The organism is Oliverpabstia intestinalis, assembly GCF_009696065.1.
In the GTDB taxonomy this organism is placed as follows: domain Bacteria; phylum Bacillota; class Clostridia; order Lachnospirales; family Lachnospiraceae; genus Oliverpabstia; species Oliverpabstia intestinalis.
Map to the genome: position 1 here is coordinate 1 of NZ_VUMS01000018.1, position 15,441 is coordinate 15,441.

At 41.1% G+C, this 15,441-nt stretch carries 13 protein-coding genes, 7 tRNA genes and 1 rRNA gene; 16 read left to right on the forward strand and 5 right to left on the reverse strand.

Features of this window, described 5'->3' with window-relative positions; all coding sequences use genetic code 11:
- The 8 genes from FYJ57_RS10305 to FYJ57_RS10340 all read left to right on the forward strand — a co-directional run.
- Window positions 1–127 (forward strand): 23S ribosomal RNA (locus tag FYJ57_RS10305); the annotation flags it as partial.
- Window positions 128–379: 252 nt separating this feature from the next.
- Window positions 380–452 (forward strand) — tRNA-Asn (locus FYJ57_RS10310).
- A 4-nt stretch (window positions 453–456) separates the two neighbouring features.
- Window positions 457–528: transfer RNA gene (locus FYJ57_RS10315), tRNA-Glu, on the forward strand.
- A gap of 33 nt (window positions 529–561) precedes the next feature.
- Window positions 562–634 (forward strand) — tRNA-Thr (locus FYJ57_RS10320).
- Between the two features lie 29 nt (window positions 635–663).
- Window positions 664–737 (forward strand) — tRNA-Ile (locus FYJ57_RS10325).
- Between the two features lie 22 nt (window positions 738–759).
- A tRNA-Asp gene (locus FYJ57_RS10330) sits at window positions 760–833 on the forward strand.
- A gap of 53 nt (window positions 834–886) precedes the next feature.
- Window positions 887–959: transfer RNA gene (locus FYJ57_RS10335), tRNA-Val, on the forward strand.
- A gap of 26 nt (window positions 960–985) precedes the next feature.
- Window positions 986–1,071, forward strand: a tRNA-Leu gene (locus FYJ57_RS10340).
- Between the two features lie 416 nt (window positions 1,072–1,487).
- Here the strand turns inward: FYJ57_RS10340 and FYJ57_RS10345 are convergent.
- A complete protein-coding gene (locus FYJ57_RS10345) occupies window positions 1,488–1,838 on the reverse strand; it encodes a sporulation initiation factor Spo0A C-terminal domain-containing protein (RefSeq protein ID WP_022171163.1) in 351 nt (116 codons plus the stop codon).
- A 269-nt stretch (window positions 1,839–2,107) separates the two neighbouring features.
- Here FYJ57_RS10345 and FYJ57_RS10350 point away from each other — a divergent pair, with 269 nt between their 5' ends.
- The 8 genes from FYJ57_RS10350 (at window position 2,108) to FYJ57_RS10385 (ending at window position 11,515) form a co-directional block, all read left to right on the forward strand.
- Window positions 2,108–4,003 carry a polysaccharide biosynthesis protein gene (locus FYJ57_RS10350; protein WP_154432571.1) on the forward strand — a complete coding sequence of 632 codons (1,896 nt, stop codon included), beginning with the start codon at window positions 2,108–2,110 and terminating at the stop codon, window positions 4,001–4,003.
- An 86-nt stretch (window positions 4,004–4,089) separates the two neighbouring features.
- Window positions 4,090–5,580, forward strand: a complete 1,491-nt coding sequence (locus FYJ57_RS16055; RefSeq protein WP_205839951.1) for a sugar transferase — start codon at window positions 4,090–4,092, stop codon at window positions 5,578–5,580.
- Between the two features lie 13 nt (window positions 5,581–5,593).
- Window positions 5,594–6,799, forward strand: a complete 1,206-nt coding sequence (locus FYJ57_RS10360) for a CDP-glycerol glycerophosphotransferase family protein (RefSeq protein WP_154432572.1) — start codon at window positions 5,594–5,596, stop codon at window positions 6,797–6,799.
- A 101-nt stretch (window positions 6,800–6,900) separates the two neighbouring features.
- Window positions 6,901–7,293: a glycerol-3-phosphate cytidylyltransferase gene (gene tagD / locus FYJ57_RS10365; protein ID WP_022171159.1), complete on the forward strand. Its 393-nt coding sequence runs from the start codon at window positions 6,901–6,903 to the stop codon at window positions 7,291–7,293.
- A gap of 10 nt (window positions 7,294–7,303) precedes the next feature.
- On the forward strand, window positions 7,304–8,617 hold the full coding sequence (locus FYJ57_RS10370; RefSeq protein WP_154432573.1) for a CDP-glycerol glycerophosphotransferase family protein: 1,314 nt from the start codon (window positions 7,304–7,306) through the stop codon (window positions 8,615–8,617).
- Window positions 8,618–8,625: 8 nt separating this feature from the next.
- Entirely contained in the window at window positions 8,626–9,408 is a 783-nt protein-coding gene (locus tag FYJ57_RS10375) for an ABC transporter permease (protein ID WP_154432574.1), read from the forward strand.
- A 66-nt stretch (window positions 9,409–9,474) separates the two neighbouring features.
- Window positions 9,475–10,206, forward strand: coding sequence for an ABC transporter ATP-binding protein (locus FYJ57_RS10380; protein WP_022171156.1), 732 nt, complete (start codon window positions 9,475–9,477; stop codon window positions 10,204–10,206).
- A 64-nt stretch (window positions 10,207–10,270) separates the two neighbouring features.
- Complete coding sequence (locus FYJ57_RS10385) at window positions 10,271–11,515, forward strand: CDP-glycerol glycerophosphotransferase family protein (protein WP_154432575.1); 1,245 nt, start codon at window positions 10,271–10,273, stop codon at window positions 11,513–11,515.
- 30 nt (window positions 11,516–11,545) lie between these two features.
- On the opposite strand, the gene FYJ57_RS10390 is transcribed toward FYJ57_RS10385, so the two are convergent.
- From FYJ57_RS10390 to FYJ57_RS10405, 4 genes are read right to left on the reverse strand one after another with little or no spacing between them, the layout of a single operon-like run.
- Window positions 11,546–11,896: a DUF2304 domain-containing protein gene (locus tag FYJ57_RS10390; protein WP_118567554.1), complete on the reverse strand. Its 351-nt coding sequence runs from the start codon at window positions 11,894–11,896 to the stop codon at window positions 11,546–11,548.
- Window positions 11,897–11,920: 24 nt separating this feature from the next.
- The gene (locus FYJ57_RS10395; RefSeq protein ID WP_022171153.1) at window positions 11,921–12,607 is read right to left on the reverse strand and encodes a glycosyltransferase family 2 protein; all 687 of its coding nucleotides are present in this window, start codon (window positions 12,605–12,607) and stop codon (window positions 11,921–11,923) included.
- Window positions 12,604–13,410 carry a glycosyltransferase gene (locus tag FYJ57_RS10400; protein ID WP_117525296.1) on the reverse strand — a complete coding sequence of 269 codons (807 nt, stop codon included), beginning with the start codon at window positions 13,408–13,410 and terminating at the stop codon, window positions 12,604–12,606. The genes FYJ57_RS10395 and FYJ57_RS10400 overlap by 4 nt, the downstream gene beginning before the upstream one ends.
- 47 nt (window positions 13,411–13,457) lie before the next feature.
- Window positions 13,458–15,260, reverse strand: a complete 1,803-nt coding sequence (locus FYJ57_RS10405; protein WP_154432576.1) for an InlB B-repeat-containing protein — start codon at window positions 15,258–15,260, stop codon at window positions 13,458–13,460.
- Between the last annotated feature and the right edge of the window lie 181 nt (window positions 15,261–15,441).

Genomic DNA, 15,441 nt, shown 5'->3' on the forward strand with positions numbered 1-15,441 from the left:
CCTCAAGATGAGATATCCCATTCGGAAGAAGTAAGACCCCTTGAAGACGACGAGGTAGATAGGGCAGAGGTGGAAGTGCAGTAATGTATGGAGCTGACTGTTACTAATCGGTCGAGGGTTTGACCTGTAGACTTGATGAAGACGAGACGAAGTTGAAGGCTGAATCTTAGTCGGAAGGTCGTTCACTGAACGAAGTGAGGTGAACTTCCAAAGACAGAGATGAGAGGCAGAGACAGAAGTTTGACAGACAGGCGAGACGGAAGTCGAGCCGGTACTGGTCATGATCAGGAGAGTGGTCGATCGCAAAGCAGTAGGAAGAAGGATGTTACGTGTGTGCAGTTTTGAAGGTACATGGAGAGAAAAGAGAGAAAGAGAATGATCCTCCATAGCTCAGTCGGTAGAGCATGCGGCTGTTAACCGCAGTGTCGTTGGTTCGAGTCCAACTGGGGGAGTTATGGCTCCGTGGTCAAGCGGTTAAGACATCGCCCTTTCACGGCGGTAACACGGGTTCGATTCCCGTCGGAGTCACTTTGATAGCAACCTACTTTTTGAGTTCATCATGCCGATGTGGCTCAATTGGCAGAGCAGCTGATTTGTAATCAGCAGGTTATCGGTTCGAGTCCGATCATCGGCTTCCATCAATTGTCTTGGAAAGATGGTTATGGACCTTTAGCTCAGTTGGTTAGAGCAACCGGCTCATAACCGGTCGGTCCTGGGTTCGAGTCCCCGAAGGTCCATTTTGCTATTTTAATTACACATGGCCCAGTGGCTCAGTTGGTTAGAGCGCCGCCCTGTCACGGCGGAGGTCACGGGTTCGAGTCCCGTCTGGGTCGTTCATAAGTGGACGACAGTCGAAAGGCTATTGTGTATCTTATGTATAAATTATGGGATCTTAGCTCAGCTGGGAGAGCATCTGCCTTACAAGCAGAGGGTCACAGGTTCGAGCCCTGTAGGTCCCATTTTTTGTTTTTAAATAAAATTACATGTCGCAGTGGCGGAACTGGCAGACGCCCGGGACTTAAAATCCCGTGGGTAGTGATACCCGTACCGGTTCGATTCCGGTCTGCGGCAGATTATTATATGCTTCAATTCTTTTCTAAGAATTGAAGCATTTTTCCTTTTACAGGGAATTCTTATACGCAACGTAAAAATACTTCGCGAGAATAGCACTTGCTATATTTCCGACACTTACGTTACAGCTAAAATATTGTGAGAACAATGAGAAGATGGTCAGATAATGAAAATTACCAGACCATCTTCCTGATATTCAAAAAAAAACTGTTCCTAAAAGATACAATGTCTTTTCGGTTAAATTCTCTATATGCAGTAGAATATTACAGAAATGTTTTTGTTTCCGATGAGCAGGTCAGACGAGAAAGATCTGTAGATTAGAACCTGTACAAGTCTACAGTTATCGAGTAGGGTATGCAGTCTTCTCTTGAAATATGATGAATAAACTGGAACCAGTTTACTATCGACAAAACGGTTTAATATAAACTACCGCCTTCCTGATTTTTCAGATACCAATACAGAATATCAATAAAAGCAGTTACGGAAGGAGCTTTCTGCAGTGGATAAGGAGACATTGTCAGCAGTTTTTCACGATTTGGCGAATTCCAACAGGCGTTGATTGCTGTTCGGATGTTACGTTCAATACAACTGTATGTAGTTCCATAACGTGCTGCAATAACCGGAAAAATAGATTTACTCATGTAGAGTAAATTTTTCTGATCAGTGATTGCGAGTTCCAGTGCAGCAATCAGGAAAAAGTAACCTTTGTAAGTTCTTTTGATTCCAAGTTCAATCGGAAGATCTGCAATTATTTTTGTATTTACCATAGGAATCTCCTTTCTTAAGATTGTTTTGTTGGTCTGTATGTGTCTGTGTGTTCTTTCTTATACTAATAACACGGAGAAATCAGTATTTATGTCAAAAAAAATTAAAAAAAACTGAAAAAAGTTCAAAAAGGATACAAAATGTCGTTTTTTCCTTAAAAAGACAGGGAAAACAGGAGAAAAAGGAGTATGGGATTGCGGACTGAAATGGAAAAGGGTATAATGAGATGAATAAAAGATTCTGATTAGTAACAGAAAGAATAGAGAAAATTATGTGGATAAGAACAATAAAAGGATTAAAAAATCCTAAAAAACGTATACGAGTTTCTTTGCTTATATTGTATGATATTCTTGTTATTGGGATTTCAGAGTATACGGCATTGTTGATTCGATTTGAATTCCATCCGGGAATGATAAGGAAACCATTTCTTGAGTCTATGATTCATTATACACCAATTAATATAGGGTGTACGCTGATTATTTTTGCACTGTTCAGTTTATATGAGAGCCTGTGGCGGTATGCCAGTGTTACAGAACTTTTAAACCTGGTTTTATCGTGTATAGTATCAGCAATGTTTCAACTGGTGGGAATGTATATGATGGGATACCATCTTCCAAGATCCTATTATATTCTGTATTTGTTGGTATTATTACCACTTATGATGGCAGGGAGATTTTCGTATAGACTGCTTCGTATTTTCAAGCAGAAAGTATATACAGATCATCTGGAAAAACCTATTATTACCATGGTGATCGGAGCGGGGGATGCAGGAACGTTGATTATCAAAGAACTTCAATCCAGCTACCACTTAAGTAATAAAGTGGTATGTGTGATCGATGATAATCCACAGAAAAAGAATACGAAACTTCTTGGTATTCCAATCGTAGGAGGAAGAGAGGAGATTTTAGAGGCTGTAAAACGTTATAAGGTACAGGAAATTATTATAGCCATCCCTACGATGCCTCCAAAGGATCGGAAAGCTCTTCTGGAAATCTGCAAAGACAGTGGCTGTAAACTTCGGATTCTTCCAGGAGTTTATCAGCTGATCAATGAAGAAGTAAGCATAGCAAAATTGCGGGAAGTAGAAATTGAAGATCTGTTAGGAAGAGACCCCGTAGAGACGGATCTTGGATCTGTCCTGGAATATGTACAGGATAAAAGAGTACTGATTACCGGAGGGGGTGGATCTATTGGCAGCGAGCTTTGCCGCCAGATAGCAGCACATCATCCTGCATTGCTTGTGATCGTGGATATTTATGAAAACACAGTCTATGATATTCAACAGGAATTAAAACATGATTATCCGGAAATGAATCTGGTGGTTTTGATCGGTTCAGTGAGAAATACCCATAGAATCAGTAGCATTTTTCAGAAATATCAGCCGGAACTTGTATATCACGCAGCGGCACATAAGCATGTACCACTTATGGAAAATAGTCCAAATGAAGCAATCAAAAATAATGTTTTTGGTACATTAAATACAGCACGGGCTGCTTCTGAAAATGGGTGTAAACGTTTTATATTGATCTCTACGGATAAAGCAGTAAACCCTACCAACATTATGGGAGCATCAAAAAGAATCTGTGAAATGATTATACAGACACTGAATACAACCTGTGAGACAGAATTTGTGGCAGTACGGTTTGGCAATGTATTAGGAAGTAATGGAAGCGTTATTCCATTGTTTCGAAAACAAATAGAAGAAGGCGGTCCGGTAACTGTAACAGATAAAAATATTATTCGCTATTTTATGACAATTCCGGAGGCAGTTTCTTTAGTATTACAGGCAGGAGCATACGCAAAAGGTGGGGAGATTTTTGTACTGGATATGGGAGAGCCGATGCGAATCGATGATCTGGCAAGAAATCTGATCAAGCTCTCCGGATTGCGACCTGATGAAGATATTAAGATCCAGTATACAGGACTTCGCCCGGGAGAAAAACTGTATGAGGAGCTTCTGATGGCCGAAGAAGGGTTGCGAAAAACTGCGCATGAAAAAATTTTTATCGGAAAGCCTCTGGAGTTTGACCAGGAAAAATTTTTAAAGCAGCTGGAACAACTGAAAAAAGAGGCCTATCAGGATGGAAATCATATTCGTGAGTCGGTAAAAGAAATTGTAGCGACATATCAGTATCAGGAAACAGGAGAGAAATCAAAGAAGAAATAATAAGCGTGGAAGCGCCAAAAAGGTATGGAGGTGAGAACGGAAACTGATGGAAAAACAGAACCACAGTTTCCGTTTTTTAAAGAGTGATGAGAGATAACAGGAAATGGTTAGATTATGTGATTACGGTGCCGGCAACGATATTTTGTGCGCCACTTCTGGCTGGAATTGCGATATGGGTAAAGATAGATTCTCCGGGACCGGTTTTTTTTCGCCAAAAAAGAGTTGGTATTCATCAGAAATATTTTGAAATTTTGAAGTTTCGGACGATGCGTGCAGATACTCCCAAGGATGTACCGACTCATCTTCTGGAAAATCCGGATCAGTACATTACGAAATCAGGAAAATTTTTACGAGCTACAAGTCTGGATGAACTGCCACAGCTGATAAATATCTTAAAAGGAGATATGAGTCTTGTAGGACCAAGACCGGCACTCTGGAATCAGTACGACCTTCTGAAAGAACGGGAGAAATACGGAGCAAATGATGTATTACCGGGGCTTACCGGTTGGGCACAGATACATGGAAGAGATACGATCAGTATTTCCGAAAAAGCAAAACTGGATGGATATTATGTAGAACACCAGAGTACCTGGATGGATCTGAAATGTCTGTTCCTGACGGTACTTGCTGTTTTAAGAAGAGATGGAGTTCAGGAAGGTGCGGAGAAGAAAGTAAATGATACACCACTGGTGTCGGTTATTATGGCAACATATCGCAGAGAGCGAGAATTAAGCTGTGCACTGGAAAGTCTTGCAAGACAGACATGGAAGAACCAGGAGATTATTCTTGTGGATGATAATGCGGATTCGGAATGGAATGCCAGAGTAAAGAAAATTGTTGAAGGATTCCAGAGAAGATATCAGATTTCCTTAAAGTATGTGGTGAATGAAACCAATAAAGGGTCGGCGACCTCGAGAAACCGTGGTATAGAAAAAGCATCCGGGATGTATATTACATTTCTTGATGATGATGACAAATACAGAAAAGAGAAGATAGAGCAACAGGTGCGTCATATGCAGTGTGTGAAATCAAATGTATCTATTACCGATCTGGCTCTGTATCGCGAGGATGGAAGATTAGAGGAAGTGCGGAAAAGAAATTATCTGAAACCGGGGGTTATACAAGAAGAGAAGCATTTGCTGGCAAAACATTATCTGTATCATATGACAGGAACGGATACACTGATGTTCGAAAGGGAGTTTTTGCTGAAGTCAGGAGGATTTCCACCGATTGACCTTGGGGATGAATTCTATCTGATGGAGAAAGTCATTCGGAATCACGGAACAGTCAGCTACCTTCCAAGATGTGATGTGAAGGCACTGGTGCATACAGAATCTGAGGGGATGTCCAGCCGAGAAAGAAAAATTGAAGGTGAAAATCGGTTATTTGCACATAAAAAGAAATATTGGGCAGATATGAGATGGGGAGAAAAAAGAAAAATTTGTATGCGCCATCATATGGTACTTGGGTATACGTATCTTAGAAACCGACAGTATCCGGCATTTGTAAAAGAAGGAATGCAGGCTTTATTATCGGCACCGTTTGCCTGTATAGCAATGGTGTGGAAAAGAAAATAAGGAATATGTCTTTATGATGAAAAAAATAGAGAATTTACTGAAAACCAGTTATGCCAGAATTACGACTTCGGAGGAACCCAATGAGAAAAAATGGGTGTTCTCTTCAGTGCATAACCGGGCATTCAATTATAATTCCAGTGCGCTTTTTGAATATGTAAAGAAATACCATCCGGAGATCCAGGCATTTTATGTAATGGAAGATCCGGTGGAACGAAAAAAACTGCAGGAGTGTTTTGGGAAGGAGTCTATTATTGATACCAGCACTATGGAAGGAATACGAAAAGTGCTGGAATGTAAAGTCTGGTTTACGTCCACTGCACCGCCGTTGTATGGGATGGGATTTCGAAAAAAATATTGTATTATCAATCTGTGGCATGGGGTACCGTTAAAAAAAATCGGGATGGAGCAGGAAAATCTGGGATGGATGACAAAGCTGTACTACAAATATCTGTTTGCGGATAATTATGAAGCAGTTGTTACTACTTCAGAAGAGCTGATTCCGGTGATGAGCAGAAGTTTTCTGGTGGAACAGGAAAGAGTCAAAGTGTGGGGACAGCCAAGAAATGATAAGTTATTTGAAAAAATAAATGTCCGGGAACAAATGCAAAAGATTTTTCAAAAAGAAAAGCTTCCGGAATTTGATTCTTTGCTTCTATATGCGCCTACATTCCGGGATGATGGGGAAACCAGACTGTTTCCGTTTGAGGAATTCCACGGAGAAAACCGTGGAAGAGCGGTAGAACAGTTACAGAATTTTCTGGAAAAAAATCAGTGTATTATGTGTATCCGTATGCATCTGTATGAGAAAGAAGGATATGAGTGGCTAAAGGCATTAGATCGTCCGGGAAGCCGGATTCGCTTTCTGAATGAGGACAGGATAGAAGATATTATGGAAGTACTGGTGATGTTTGATCTGTTGATCACAGATTATTCCAGTATTTATATTGATTATTTGTTGCTGGAACGTCCGATTTTATTTTTACCATATGACCGGGAAGCATATCTGAAGACACGGGGGTTTAATTTTGATTACGATGAGGTAACTCCGGGACCAAAACCGAAAAGTTATGCAGAGTTCTTGAATTCCATAGAAGGTTTGTTGTATAATGAAATGAATTATGTCGAAAATCGAAAGAAAATTGAAAGAAAATTTAATAAAATACAAAAACCATGCAGCGAAGATATTTGCAGAATGGTAAAGATGATGTGTATTCGATGAAAGACAGAAACAAAAAATCCCTCTGAAAAAAGTTATATTTACCAGGTATACAGGAAACAGGAGGGTGAAAGGTATAAAAAGGAGAAAAAAAGGAGAAAAAAATGAGAAAAGTAATCACGTATGGAACGTATGACCTTCTTCATTATGGACATGTCAAATTACTGCAGAGAGCCAAGGCACTTGGAGATTATCTGATCGTTGCTTTGTCTACCGATGAATTTAACTGGAATGAAAAACAGAAGAAATGCTATTTCTCCTATGAGGAGAGAAAGAGTTTGCTGGAAGCGATCCGTTATGTGGATCTGGTTATTCCGGAAGAGTCCTGGGAGCAGAAGATTTCGGATGTGAAAGAATTCAAGGTGGACACGTTCGTAATCGGAGATGACTGGGAAGGAAAGTTTGACTTTTTAAAAGAATACTGTGACGTGGTTTATCTTCCACGTACACCGGAGATTTCCACAACACAGATTAAAAAGGATCTGGGAAAGAAGTAGGAGTTAAAAGATGAAGATTGTAAAGAAAATTCGGAAAAAGAGGAGAAAACTGATTCGGAGATTCTTTAAAAGCCCGATAAAGAAACGCCTGGCTCAGTATTCGAAAACGCACCCACGTTTTCGAAAGTGCTGGAAGAAAATCCTGTATACCAAGCGGAGAATTTATTATTGGTGGCGGGGTCTTGGCGTGACTCCTGACGAGAAAACAGTAGTATTTAATTCTTTTAACGGAAAAACGTATGGATGCAGTCCGAAAGCAGTGTATGAGTATATGCTGACACAGGATGAGTTTAAAGACTGGACATTTATCTGGGCGTTTAAAAATGCAAAAAAACATCGTTTTCTGGAAGAAAATCCGAATACGATCGTGGTAAAACAAACAGCAAGAGTTTATGAAAGAAAACTGATCAGAGCAAAATACTGGATTACGAACTATCGTGTGCCGGATCATGTCTGGCCCCAGAAAGATCAGGTCTATGTGCAGTGCTGGCATGGAACACCGTTAAAACGTCTGGGATATGATCTGGAAACTTCGGAAAATGCTATCGACTCTATTGCTGATATTCGGAAAAAATATGCGATGGATGCAGAAAAATTCAATTATATTCTTTCGCCATCAGGATTTGCCAGTGAGAAATTTACTTCCGCATGGAATCTGAAAGAAACGAAGATGGAAGATAAAGTCATGGAAATCGGTTATCCGAGAAATGATTTTCTTATCAATCATACACAGGAAGATATCCGGATGATCAAAGAGAAACTGGAGATTCCGGAGGATAAAAAAGTAATTCTGTATGCACCGACCTGGAGAGACAATCAGCATGAGGCGGGTACAGGATTTACTTATGATCTGAATGTGAATTTTGATGCACTGCGGCAGGAGCTTGGCGATGAATATGTGATCTTATTCCGTGTACACTATCTGGTGGCAAGTAAGTTCTCATTTGATGATTACGAAGGATTTATCTATAATGTATCCAATTATGATGACATTAACCATCTGTATCTGATCGCTGATCTACTGATTACAGATTATTCCAGCGTATTCTTTGATTATGGAATTTTGAAAAAGCCGATGCTGTTTTATATGTATGATCTGGAAGATTATAAGGACAGTATCCGCGGATTCTATTTTGGTATTGATAAACTTCCGGGAAAGATCATTACAAAGGAAGAGGAACTGCCGGATGCGATCCGTGACAGTATCGATAATTTTGTCTACGACGATAAATACCGGGAATTCAACGAAACCTTCAGCAAACGGGAAGATGGTCAGGCAAGCAGACGTTTTGTAGACTGGGTATTCCGGGGCGAGAAAGGATAAGAAAGTAAATGAAACGATTTTGGAAAGACATAAAGCGCTATATGCCTTATGCAAAATATGCAACAAAATCGGGATTGAAGTCAGAAGTGGCCAGCTCACATTTGAGCTGGCTATGGTGGATTTTGGATCCTATTTTATTTATGCTGGTATACTGGTTTATTTTCATGGTGATTTTCGGACAGAAAAAAGAATATTTTCATATCTTTGTCTTTGTAGGTCTGTCCATGTGGAATCTGTTTAATAAAACAGTATCCGGAAGCGTACGGATCGTGGCGGCGAACCGGGCGGTAGTAACGAAAGTATATATTCCCAAGTATTTCCTGATCATTATTCTGCTGTTTCAGAATCTGTTTAAGATGATGATTTCTTTTGGAATCGTGATCGTGATGATGCTCTGGTCCCATGTACCGGTTTCGTATAATGTGATCTATGTGATTCCGATCTTTGTGGATCTGATTCTGATAACCTTTGGTGTGAGTGCGATACTGGCTCATTTTGGGGTTTTCTTTGATGACCTTAAGAATATTACCAACGTGGGGTTACGAATTCTTTTTTATATGTCTGGTATCTTTTACGTGATCACAGACAGAGTCAATGAAGCGATCGCCACATTGTTATTAAAGGTGAATCCCGTGGGATTTCTGATCGATGCCTGCCGGTCGTCACTGGTTTACTGTGAGACACCGCACAGAAGACTGATTTTGCTGTGGTTTGTGATCGGAGCAGTATTATCGGCAATCGGTGTGGCAATCATATATAAAAATGAAAATAATTATGTAAAGGTAATATAGAATGTGTTGCCGGTCAGCTGACCAAAGCAGAGGCCAGTGTGACAAATCTACGAAAGGATTTAAGCTATGAAACCAGGAAATGCAATTGAGGTAAAAGATCTGAAGATTACCTACAAGTGTGTAAAGTCTCTTTCTATGAGAAAAAGTCTTTTTCATCTGAGAAAGAGTAAGCTGGAAGTATATGAAGCCCTGAGAGGTATCTCTTTTGAAGTGAAAAAGGGAGAAATCATGGGAATCGTCGGAAAGAATGGAAGCGGTAAATCCACGTTGCTCCGCGCAATTGCCGGAATTTTTTCGGCGGACTCCGGAAGTATTGAACTGGAATCGGATTCTGTATCCCTCCTTTCCATCGGTGTTGGATTTCAGAAAAAATTAAGCGGACGGGAAAACATTATTTTATCGGGAATGCTGCTGGGTTTCTCGGAGCAGGAAGTACGGGATAAGATGGATGAGATTATCGAGTTTGCCAATCTGGGAAAATTCATCGATATGCCGGTAAAGACTTATTCCAGCGGTATGTATTCAAAACTGGCATTTTCTATTACGGCGGTTCTTGAAACAGATATTATGCTGATTGACGAGGTTTTGAGCGTGGGTGATGCCAAGTTCAAGAAGAAGAGTTATAAGAAGATGCAGGAACTGATCATGGATGAGAATCGTACTGTAGTAATCGTATCGCACAGTACAGAGACGCTGGAGAAGTTGTGTACTAGTCTGTTATGGCTCCATGAAGGGGAGATTAAGATGCAGGGTGATACGAAGACTGTATTGGATGCCTATAATGAATTTATGGCATAAAGAGGCGGTTCAGAAGATAAGTAACCGGATGATGTGATTGTATGTAGAAAGACAGGGGAAAAAGATGAGTGCCTGGAAATGGATGGCCAGAATCTGCAGCAAGACTCCATGGATGAAAACATGGAGTCTTCGTGTGTATTACTGGTGGAAAAAACTGCAGTATCAGAAGGGATATGTGGAAAAGGAAGAGATCAATCCGAAAAAGGTGATTTTTGAGGCGTATATGGGAAAAAAATATGCGTGCAGTCCAAAAGCGCTATATCAGGCGATGTGCCGGGATCCGCAGTATCAGGACTGGGAGTTGATCTGGGCGTTCCGGGAACCGGAGAAGTATCACGAGATGGAGCAGGAGCCGCATACAAAAGTAGTTCGTTATCGAAGCGGGGAATATTACCGTGCATATGCATCCGCGAAGTTCTGGGTGACGAATTCGCGGCTTCCGAGGGAACTGCAGCCGAAAGAAGGGCAGGAATATATTCAGTGCTGGCATGGGACACCGTTAAAACGGTTGGGATATGATCTGGATCATTATGCAGAAAAAAATGGAAGTCTGCGGGAAGTACAGGAAAATTATCTGGAAGAGACAAAACGGGTAACGCATATGCCATCGCCATCCGAATTCTATTCTGAAAAGATTGCGTCGGCCTTTCATCTGAAGAAAGAGGGAAAAGAGCAGGTACTTCTGGAACTGGGATACCCGAGAAATGATGATCTGATTGAGTTCTCAGATATGGATTGTGAGAAGGCGCGTCAGGAACTGAGAATTCCGAAGGGCAAGAAAGTAATTCTGTATGCACCGACCTGGCGGGAGAATCAGCATCTCCCGGGTGAGGGATATCAGTTTCAGCTGCCGGTGGATTTTAAACGGTGGCGAGAAGTGCTTGGCGAGGAATATGTGGTGTTGTTCCGGGCACATTATTTTATCAGTAATTCCTTTGATTTTGAAGCGTTTCAGGGGTTTGTTTATGATGTGTCGCAGATGGATGACATCAATCCTCTGTATCTGGCGGCTGACGTGCTGATCACGGATTATTCGAGTGTATTCTTTGATTATGCCAATCTGAGACGCCCGATTCTGTTTTTCATGTATGATTATGAACAGTATAAACATGAGATGCGTGACTTTTACTTCGATATCCACATGCTTCCGGGCCCGGTGTTGATGAACCAGGAAGAAGTGTTGAAAACCCTGAAGAATCTACCGGATATGGTGGATAAGTATGAAAAGAAATATGCAGAATTCAATAATGTATTTAATCCACATCGGGAACGATGCAGTGAAAAGTATCTGAGAGAATGGATGAGATAAAAAAATAACACCTTTTATGGTGTTATTTTTTTATCTCGTCGTATCCTTCAATTCTTTTTTTAAAAGAGCAATTTCCTGGGTTAAGTTTTTATTGGATTCTACTAATTTAGAGAGCAGAATCGTGTGGGAAAGTGCCAGTAAAAACAGCAGAATAATGGCAACCAGGAAAATCATATTGGAAGCCAGCTGAATCCCAAGGCACTTGCATAAAAAGGTAAGAATCGATGGGAATAAGTCGATGATCAGCAAACAAAAATCAACGATTATCCAGGAAAGTACGTATTTGATTTCCAGTTTCTTCTTTAAAACAGAGCGCAGCAGTTTATAAAGAAGAAAAACCAGTAAAACTGCCAGAATTATTTGTATCCTATATTCATGCATATGTAAACACCTCACTGAGATATATCATCGAATCCGTTCTATCAGAATCGCAATGGTAACTTTTACCATATAATAAATGGAATTTAATGGAGAAATAGAGGAAACACCACCGGCGCGGGCACGCATAATGACAGGAATTTCCTGTACTTTTTTCTTGCGTTTCAGGACGGCAACGATACTTTCCGGTTCCGGATAATCACGTGGATACTCTTTGGCAAAGTATTGGATAATATCTTTGTTGATCATGCGGAGTCCTGAGGTGGGATCAGTGATGGTTTTTCCGGTCAGCAGACGGATCAGCCAGGTAAAGTATTTGATACCGGTACGACGCAGTCCGGACGACTGAAAGCCTTCCTTGGTAATAAAACGGGATCCGATCAGCATGTCCAGTTTTTTTTCCTGCATAACCTGAAGCATTTGTTCGAGAAAGCGAGGATCATGTTGTCCGTCTCCATCTACCTGTACAGCGTAATCATATCCATGATTGCAGGCATATTTATAACCGGTTTGTACGGCACCACCGATTCCAAGATTGACAGGAAGATCAATATAGTGGAAATGGTTTTTCTCACAGATTTCTTTTGTTCGATCTTTTGAACAGTCGTTAATTACAATATAATCAAAGTTCGGTGCATGTTCCAAAATATCCCGCACGGTTTGTTCGATACATGCTTCTTCATTATAAGCGGGAATAATAATTAAACTTTTCATTTGTTCTCCAATTCGTTTGATTTTTCACTTGATGAATAGGCGCGTGTCAGAAGCCGGGCAATCGGCTTTGGCCAGAACTTGCAAAACATCTGGAAATCTTCATTTCCACGTGCAGAATCGCCAAGAATGGCGGATGTTTCCGAGCCATCATGAATTCGGTGATACATCAGGATCCTGTTACAATAGACAAAGGCTCCTCTTTTCCTGGAAAGCAGTTCCCATGCCTGCCAGTCTTCGTCACTTCGAAAACCAGGGAAGAAGATCTGATCCGGAAGATTATCTTTTACGAAGGTTACAGAAGGACAACAGATTGGACAGCCGAAGGAAAGAACCCGTCGGCGGACAAAAATACTGTTATGAAATATCTTCAGGTGCAACGGAAGCAACATTGTACGTTTTACCTTTAAAAGCGTATTTTTATTTACAATAGCTCCGTTTCTCAGTTCTCCATAGTCTGTAAAGGCAATCAATGGATGTCTGGCAGCAGAAAGTTGCTGTAACACAGTTTCAGTATAAAGCCGATCATAAGTATCGTCCTGGTGTGCGATGGTCATCAGTTCCGTTCTGGCACTTCGGTAAGCAAACATCCAGTCCTGGGTGATGCCGGATTCTCCGTGATTGATGAAAAGCTCCAGATGGTATTTTTCAGCCATATTTTGAATGTAAGCGTTATCTGTGGAAGTGACAATAATTATTGTAGAAGGAATCGTCTGTCCCAGAAGTGACTGAATACACTCTTCCAGAAACGGACTTTCCTTATATGCACAAATGGCAAATGTGTGATTTTTTCCCGTATAATTCATTTATTTTATCCTTTTAACAAAATATCATACAAACTTTAGCTTATTTTTTAATGCTTGTCAAGGTGAGAGGAGGAATCGTAAGAATCCTTACGTTTTTTGAGGTCCATCTGTTCCAGAGTTTCGAAGAAAGCAATATCTTTCTGGCGCATCTGAGCAAGCTCCTTTTTTCGTTTCTTTTTGTGATGCCATCTTCGAATCTTCAGATAAAAGAGGAAGATCAGTAAAATTACGATCAGAAACAGGATGGAAAGCAAAAGAACAAGCATCCAGTCCACGCGGCTGTAGATCAGTTCGATTGTATGGTCGGACTGAATGGCAGTCAGCGTGATATTATTTTCTCCCTTTTTGAAAGTATACTCTTTTCCATCCACCAGGCAGGAGTGCAGAAAACAGGAGGTATCCGGTGTGGCGGTGGTTGTGTAGGAATCCCCGCGGTAGACTGTAACCGGAGAAGTATCCACGGTACCGTTTTGGGCTGTAACAGTGATTGTATATGACGGGATCGGTTTGAAAGTCACATCAATCGTGTGATCCGAAGTCAGATCATCAAATACATAGCCGGAAGTGTCACTGGTAACAGGGACAGTGGTACCATCTACAGTGAGAGTATCTACAACGTAATGCTCATCAGGAGTAAAAGTGACAGACAAAGGTTCATGCTCTTTCCCGGATGGGGAGGTATCGATGGTTCCGTTGGTAGCTGAGGTAGAGACGGTATAGACCGGTATTTCTTCAAAAACAGCCTGTATTGTGCGATCTTCCTGCAGATCTGTGAATGTATAGGAAAGAGGATATTGGCTGACATCCACAGCTTCGCCGTCAATCAGAAGAGACTGCAGGCGATGATCGGTATCGCATCCGTAGGAGACGGTATAGGAACCGCCTTCATCGATTTCCAGATTGCTGTCCGTGATTTTTCCGTTTTCCGCACTGGTTGTAACACTATGGACCAGTGGAAGGGTGGCTTCGTACAGACGGAAGCGAGTGGTACCGATGATGGCAGATGCCATCAGAAAATGTCCGGGTTCGAGCTGGCAGATGCCTTCCGGCTCGACCTCAAAGGCATCATGACCTGGCAGTGTGAGGTAATAACTTCCAATTCGTTTTTGCCGGGAGATCGAATAAACATCCAGTACATTCATATAGCCTTCCCGCTGCATATATGGAATGCTGATAATCGCATCGCCGGAAACACAAAAATCCTGGAAGGAACTGCGGCTGTAGGAAAGATGCAGATTTAATTTATCTATGATCTGAAAATTACTGTCGGTAAAATAAAAGGCATAATCGGCAATGCGGTTTGCCATCAGAACATACTGATCTTTTTCCGGAACATAGTCGATGCCAAAGAAATTGATACTTCCGTTTCCGACCTGCACTTTCCGTTTGAAATGCAAAGTGTTGGCATCAACGATAAAGATGGCTCCGGCATCAGAAGGATCATTGGTAAAAAGACCGGCAATTGCGATCTCCTGGGTACTGGGATTGTAAGTCATGCCGTTTCCATGTTCATAATCGGTTTCTGTCACGCTGAAAGCATAACTGTACTGTTCTACGGGATTGCCGTCGGTATCTGTGGTGTTTCGGTAGAAGGCAATCAGGGTGTCCGGATCCGTGCCTTTTTTTGACGCATTTACCAGACATACAATATATTGATCAGTGGCGCACATGGACTGCAGCCAGCCTTTTTCATTTATTATAGAAGATTCTGTTACCATACTCCATGGAACAGTTTCCAGATCTGAAGTTTTTACAGCGGCAGATACGATCGTACCGGAAAAGAAAAGAAAAAAGACCGTAAGCAGCATGAAAAATGGATAATAAAAATAGTGGTGTTTAAAAGATTTCATCTAACCCCTCCTGAACGATACTATTTTCAGTATACCATGAGAGAAAAAACAGGGCAATGTTCAGAGAGAAGATTCTGCAAAAACAAAAAACTTGAAGAAAGAACGGATATGAGATAGAATAGTACGAATGAAAGGTAAATTTGTAATTGTTCAGAAAATGAACAGGAAGAAAAATACGAGG